At 51.0% G+C, this 3,073-nt stretch carries 1 rRNA gene; it reads left to right on the top strand.

Annotated features, from left to right (window positions below):
• Window positions 1-162: 162 nt before the first annotated feature.
• Window positions 163-3,054: ribosomal RNA gene (locus JH25_RS00005) — 23S ribosomal RNA — on the top strand.
• Window positions 3,055-3,073: the final 19 nt, after the last annotated feature.

Below are 3,073 nucleotides of genomic sequence, written 5' to 3'. Positions count from 1 at the left end.
GTTCTTTAAAAATTTGGGTATGTGATAGAAAGATAGACTGAACGTTACTTTCACTGGTAACGGATCAGGCTAAGGTAAAATTTGTGAGTTCTCTTAATCGAGAAATTCGAATTTTCGGCGAATGTTGTCTTCACAGTATAACCAGATTGCTTGGGGTTATATGGTCAAGTGAAGAAGCGCATACGGTGGATGCCTTGGCAGTCAGAGGCGATGAAAGACGTGGTAGCCTGCGAAAAGCTTCGGGGAGTCGGCAAACAGACTTTGATCCGGAGATGTCTGAATGGGGGAACCCAGCCATCATAAGATGGTTATCTTGTACTGAATACATAGGTGCAAGAGGCGAACCAGGGGAACTGAAACATCTAAGTACCCTGAGGAAAAGAAATCAACCGAGATTCCCTTAGTAGTGGCGAGCGAACGGGGACTAGCCCTTAAGTGGCTTTGAGATTAGCGGAACGCTCTGGAAAGTGCGGCCATAGTGGGTGATAGCCCTGTACGCGAAAATCTCTTAGTCATGAAATCGAGTAGGACGGAGCACGAGAAACTTTGTCTGAATATGGGGGGACCATCCTCCAAGGCTAAATACTACTGACTGACCGATAGTGAACTAGTACCGTGAGGGAAAGGCGAAAAGAACCCCGGAGAGGGGAGTGAAATAGATCCTGAAACCGTATGCGTACAAGCAGTGGGAGCCCACTTTGTTGGGTGACTGCGTACCTTTTGTATAATGGGTCAGCGACTTATTTTCAGTGGCGAGCTTAACCGAATAGGGGAGGCGTAGCGAAAGCGAGTCTTAATAGGGCGTCTAGTCGCTGGGAATAGACCCGAAACCGGGCGATCTATCCATGGGCAGGTTGAAGGTTGGGTAACACTAACTGGAGGACCGAACCGACTACCGTTGAAAAGTTAGCGGATGACCTGTGGATCGGAGTGAAAGGCTAATCAAGCTCGGAGATAGCTGGTTCTCCTCGAAAGCTATTTAGGTAGCGCCTCATGTATCACTGTAGGGGGTAGAGCACTGTTTCGGCTAGGGGGTCATCCCGACTTACCAAACCGATGCAAACTCCGAATACCTACAAGTGCCGAGCATGGGAGACACACGGCGGGTGCTAACGTCCGTCGTGAAAAGGGAAACAACCCAGACCGTCAGCTAAGGTCCCAAAGTTATGGTTAAGTGGGAAACGATGTGGGAAGGCTTAGACAGCTAGGAGGTTGGCTTAGAAGCAGCCACCCTTTAAAGAAAGCGTAATAGCTCACTAGTCGAGTCGGCCTGCGCGGAAGATGTAACGGGGCTCAAACCATACACCGAAGCTACGGGTATCACGTAAGTGATGCGGTAGAGGAGCGTTCTGTAAGCCTGTGAAGGTGAGTTGAGAAGCTTGCTGGAGGTATCAGAAGTGCGAATGCTGACATGAGTAACGACAATGGGTGTGAAAAACACCCACGCCGAAAGACCAAGGTTTCCTGCGCAACGTTAATCGACGCAGGGTTAGTCGGTCCCTAAGGCGAGGCTGAAAAGCGTAGTCGATGGAAAACAGGTTAATATTCCTGTACTTCTGGTTATTGCGATGGAGGGACGGAGAAGGCTAGGCCAGCTTGGCGTTGGTTGTCCAAGTTTAAGGTGGTAGGCTGGAATCTTAGGTAAATCCGGGATTCTAAGGCCGAGAGCTGATGACGAGTTAACTTTTAGTTAACGAAGTGGTTGATGCCATGCTTCCAAGAAAAGCTTCTAAGCTTCAGGTAACCAGGAACCGTACCCCAAACCGACACAGGTGGTTGGGTAGAGAATACCAAGGCGCTTGAGAGAACTCGGGTGAAGGAACTAGGCAAAATGGCACCGTAACTTCGGGAGAAGGTGCGCCGGTGAGGGTGAAGGACTTGCTCCGTAAGCTCATGCCGGTCGAAGATACCAGGCCGCTGCGACTGTTTATTAAAAACACAGCACTCTGCAAACACGAAAGTGGACGTATAGGGTGTGACGCCTGCCCGGTGCCGGAAGGTTAATTGATGGGGTTAGCTAACGCGAAGCTCTTGATCGAAGCCCCGGTAAACGGCGGCCGTAACTATAACGGTCCTAAGGTAGCGAAATTCCTTGTCGGGTAAGTTCCGACCTGCACGAATGGCGTAACGATGGCGGCGCTGTCTCCACCCGAGACTCAGTGAAATTGAAATCGCTGTGAAGATGCAGTGTATCCGCGGCTAGACGGAAAGACCCCGTGAACCTTTACTATAGCTTTGCACTGGACTTTGAATTTGCTTGTGTAGGATAGGTGGGAGGCTTTGAAGCGTGGACGCCAGTCTGCGTGGAGCCAACCTTGAAATACCACCCTGGCAACTTTGAGGTTCTAACTCAGGTCCGTTATCCGGATCGAGGACAGTGTATGGTGGGTAGTTTGACTGGGGCGGTCTCCTCCTAAAGAGTAACGGAGGAGTACGAAGGTGCGCTCAGACCGGTCGGAAATCGGTCGTAGAGTATAAAGGCAAAAGCGCGCTTGACTGCGAGACAGACACGTCGAGCAGGTACGAAAGTAGGTCTTAGTGATCCGGTGGTTCTGTATGGAAGGGCCATCGCTCAACGGATAAAAGGTACTCCGGGGATAACAGGCTGATACCGCCCAAGAGTTCATATCGACGGCGGTGTTTGGCACCTCGATGTCGGCTCATCACATCCTGGGGCTGAAGCCGGTCCCAAGGGTATGGCTGTTCGCCATTTAAAGTGGTACGCGAGCTGGGTTTAGAACGTCGTGAGACAGTTCGGTCCCTATCTGCCGTGGACGTTTGAGATTTGAGAGGGGCTGCTCCTAGTACGAGAGGACCGGAGTGGACGAACCTCTGGTGTTCCGGTTGTCACGCCAGTGGCATTGCCGGGTAGCTATGTTCGGAATAGATAACCGCTGAAAGCATCTAAGCGGGAAACTAGCCTCAAGATGAGATCTCACTGGAACCTTGAGTTCCCTGAAGGGCCGTCGAAGACTACGACGTTGATAGGTTGGGTGTGTAAGCGCTGTGAGGCGTTGAGCTAACCAATACTAATTGCCCGTGAGGCTTGACCATATAACACCCAAGCAATTTG

It is taken from the genome of Pseudomonas sp. BRG-100 (assembly GCF_000737955.1).
Classification (GTDB): Bacteria; Pseudomonadota; Gammaproteobacteria; order Pseudomonadales; family Pseudomonadaceae; genus Aquipseudomonas; species Aquipseudomonas synxantha_A.
The sequence above is the reverse complement of the archived record's forward strand: the minus strand, read 5'-3'. Positions and strand labels throughout refer to the sequence as shown.